Source organism: Limnospira sp. PMC 1279.21, assembly GCF_032349615.1.
Classification (GTDB): Bacteria; Cyanobacteriota; Cyanobacteriia; order Cyanobacteriales; family Microcoleaceae; genus Limnospira; species Limnospira fusiformis.
This window is the reverse complement of record NZ_JARPLU010000269.1, coordinates 1-4,193: the sequence shown is the minus strand read 5'-3', so window position 1 is coordinate 4,193 and position 4,193 is coordinate 1. Positions and strand designations below refer to the sequence as shown.

Sequence of the window (4,193 nt, the reverse complement as noted above, 5' to 3'; positions counted from 1 at the left end):
ATTTCCTCTCCGTGATCAATCACGGAGCTTCCAACCCTCCCAGGAGTTTTACGTGACAGATAAGCCACACGAACTCGCCTGGTAGGGGTCGGTTAAACTGGTTTTTCGGAAAGACCCGATGAATAGGAATAGTAAACCGACAATTTTTTTCCCTACTCCGTCTTCCGCCACTCCTCCTGACCCCTGCCCTATATCCCGGACAGTGAGATGGCATGGTCCGGGAAGATGCCCAACCCGCCCTAAATCAGTCGCTCGCCCTTGGGGATGAACCAGAATGCGTATTCCACTAGATTACTACCGAATTTTAGGCTTACCAATCCAAGCGACTGCGGACCAGTTAAAGCAGGCTCGAGGCGATCGCCAACAGCAGCTTCCCAGGCGGGAGTATTCTGATCTAGCGATCGATGCTCGAAAGCAGTTAATTGATGAAGCCTACGCAGTCCTGTCAGACCCAGACCAACGCGGGGCCTATGACATGGGTTTTCTAGCCAAGACCTACGATCCTGGCTCGCGTACCGTGAGAACCCTCGGAGGCCCGAATGTCATGAGCCTGTCGGGGGCCGGGGGTGGAAAGGACGCAGATTCTCACCGAGCCAGTATAGAGATAGACGATCGCCAGTTTGTCGGCGCATTGCTGATCTTGCAAGAATTAGGGGAATATGAACAAGTTGTCGCCCTGACTCGTCCCTTGATAGGAACCAGCAGTATTGGTCTGAAAGATGGTCGGTTTGGAGATCCTGATCTAGTTTTGCCGGATATAATTCTCACCGTAGCCCTAGCATATTTAGAACTAGGTCGGGAACAGTGGCAGTCTCGGCAATATGAAAACGCTGCTATTTCCCTAGAATCGGGTCAAGATTTACTGTTACGAGAAAGCCTGTTTGCGAGTCTACGGGGAGAAATGCAGGCAGACCTTTATAAACTGCGCCCCTACCGTATCATCGAACTGCTGCAACTACCAGAACAAAAAGCTGATGAACGTCGGCGGGGATTGCAATTGTTGCGGGAAATGCTCCACGAAAGGGGGGGTATTGATGGTCACGGTGACGATCGCTCTGGTCTGAATGTCGAAGATTTTCTACGCTTTATCCAGCAATTGCGTAGTTCTTTAACCACCACCGAACAACAGACCCTATTTGAGATGGAGGCTCATCGTCCCTCCGCCGTTAGCACATACCTGGCTGTTTATGCTTTATTGGCTCAGGGATTTGCACGCGCCCAACCTGCTTTGATTCGCAAAGCTAAGTTAATGTTAATGCAGTTAGGTCGCCGCCAGGACGTGCATTTAGAAAAAGCAGTTTGTTGTCTGTTACTAGGACAAACTGAAGAAGCTAGTCGAGCCTTAGATTTGAGCCAGGAACAGGAAGCGATCGCCTTTATTCGGGAAAATTCTGTAGATTCCCCAGACCTGTTACCCGGGTTATGTCTGTATGCAGAACACTGGTTAGCCGAAGAAGTTTTCCCCCATTTCCGGGATTTGCAAAATCAGTCAGTTTCTCTCAAAGAATATTTTGCTAATAAGCAGGTTCAATCCTATTTAGAGGCACTTCCCGCCGAGGCGCGTGCCACATCAAATGAGTGGGTAGTAGTACAACCTCGCCGCAGCAGTAGGTCAGATAATGAATTGACTTACGCGCAATCGGGATCGACCCCCGCAGTTTCAACATCTGCAAATCCCGCTCAATCAGCACCTTACTCCTCTAGTCCTGATGGTCTAAGCAATGGGCATTCGCCTACCGGTTCTGTGGGAATGCCTACAGGCTCTCAGTCATCCCATAGTGGTGCTAATTCTCCCTCCGCACAGGTTCCCAAAACCACCCCGCCAGGTAGATTCAATCAATCTACTAATGAATCGACCTACCTACAAAAACCAGCCAGAGGGAGTTCATCTACATCTCATCAACCCTCTCCGGTGGCATCTTCTAGCGCCCGATTAAACGGTACTCCTACGGCTAATCTGCCACCACTGGGTCAGGGTAGCCCTCAGTCTCACTCTCCTAGACGAAGTAGGGGTAAGTCAACTCATGAATCCAACTACAAGGTTAAAAGATTAATCTTGGTAGGTTTGGTGGGATTGTTTGGGATTTGGTTATTATGGATGATTTTGAGTGCCATTTGGGGTTGGATTGGTAATGCCCTAGAGGGAATGGGTGGGCCGAGATTGACAGTCGATGGACCCGAAATCCGCCTTGATAATTCTCCGATCGCTATTCCTGAACCCGAACCAGAGAACCCCCTAGCGGCTGACCTGGACCCCACTGTAGCCCAACAGGTAGTTAATCAGTGGTTGACTGCTAAATCTGCCGCTCTAGGTCCTGAACATCAAACTGAAGGATTAAGGGAAATTTTGGTTGAGCCTTCCCTGGCTCGGTGGATGGGGCTTTCCGAGTCATTAAGGCAGGAAAATTCCCACAGGCGTTTTCAGCATGAAGTTAGGGTCCAGAGTGTTGATGTCAATGAGAATAATCCCAATCAAGGTACTGTTGATGCTCAGGTGCGGGAAGTTACCCAATTCTATCAAGGTAATCAAATGGAGAGGTCTGAGGATAGCACCCTACAGGTTCGATATCAACTCGTCCGAGATCAGGGTCCTTGGCGGATACGGGATTGGGAGATAATTCGTTAGCTTTGGCCACGCCCAACCCCCCACTCCACTTTTTAAGAATCTACCTACAACCCCAGGCCCACGCCGGGGATTTTTTTTTGGATGCAGACGATCCCCAATGCCATGATATATCATGAAACTATGACACAATGATCCCAAAAACCTTATAAAACAGTATATTTACTTATAATTTTTGGGATTACCCCTTGACCCCTCTGGATATTTTCTGCAATATGTTGATTAACGAGAGCGATCCCCACGATCCCAAAGAAAATCTACAGAGCCAACAGCCTGCTGTCTGAACACATGGAGATCACCAACCTATGGCAAAAGAAAGACCCCCCTTGGAAGAAATGACATTGCGACAATTACGCAAAGTCGCCAGCGAGTACAGTATTTCTCGCTATAGCCGAATGCGTAAAGCCCAGCTTTTAGCTGCCATTCAAGATATTGAACGTCAAAGATTTTCATCCCCTAGTCAATCCCGTACTTTGGAGGCAAAAGCAGAAGTGGAAGTAGCAAAGTTTACATTAGGCCAGGAAGAACAAACAGATGATTTCCTGTCCTCAGTTGATGAAAATCTAGTGGAACTTGGCAGCGGATATAGTGAAAGTCGCGTAGTTCTGATGGCAAGAGACCCGGAATGGGCTTATGCTTACTGGGATATCTCCAGTCAACAAAAAGAACAATTCCGGCGATTAGGTGGGCAACAACTGGCTTTACGGATTTATGACGTAACAGGTATAAATCTCAGCAATCAGAGTCCCCACAGCGTTCAGGAATACCCTTGCGATGAAATGGCGCGGGAATGGTATTTACCAATTCCTGTAAGCGATCGCGATTATGTGATCGAAATTGGCTACCGTTGCGCTGATGGTCGCTGGTTAGCTATGGCCCGTTCCCAGGCGGTTCGGATTCCCCCCATTTATCCCTCTGAGTGGATTGATGACCAATTCATTACAGTATCTTGGGGTGATGAACTCAAAGGTCAAACTTTTGCCCAACTATCACCCCCTGGCTTATCTTATGGCGATCGCATTTACGACGACCTCTTCAATCTAGCCAAAGAAGCAGAAGCTCAACGCATCGCTGGTTCCCTATTTGGTTCCATGCACCATGTTTCCAGTTTCCAACATGGCATCAGTTCCTATATTTTCCCCTCTGGTGTCGGTAAGTGGGCATCAGGTGTCGGTGAAACTATGTCCGGTGTCGGAATGTCCGGTGTCGGCTTAGGCGTAACTCAATCCGGTTCCGCCCTAGGTTACTCCATGTCCGGTGTCGGAATGTCCGGTGTCGGCTTAGGCGTAACTCAATCCGGTTCCGCCCTAGGTTACTCCATGTCCGGTGTGGGAATGACTGAATCCGGTTCCGCCCTAGGCTATTCTATGTCCGGTGTCGGTATGTCCGGTGTCGGCTTAGGTTACTCCATGTCCGGTGTCGGAATGTCTGGTGTCGGCTTAGGGATAACAGAATCCGGTGTCGGTTTAGGTTACTCCATGTCCGGTGTCGGAATGTCTGGTGTCGGCTTAGGGATAACAGAATCCGGTGTCGGTTTAGGTTACTCCATGTCCGGTGTCGGGTCCGGTGT

General features: G+C 49.2%; 2 protein-coding genes. Both read left to right on the top strand.

The window, feature by feature from the left end; genetic code table 11:
* Positions 1–274 precede the first annotated feature (274 nt).
* The gene (locus P5683_RS23160; protein ID WP_008053305.1) at positions 275–2,626 is read left to right on the top strand and encodes an IMS domain-containing protein; all 2,352 of its coding nucleotides are present in this window, start codon (positions 275–277) and stop codon (positions 2,624–2,626) included.
* Positions 2,627–2,928: 302 nt separating this feature from the next.
* A partial coding sequence (locus P5683_RS23155) for a DUF4912 domain-containing protein (RefSeq protein ID WP_315648937.1) occupies positions 2,929–4,193 on the top strand: 1,265 nt, incomplete at its 3' end.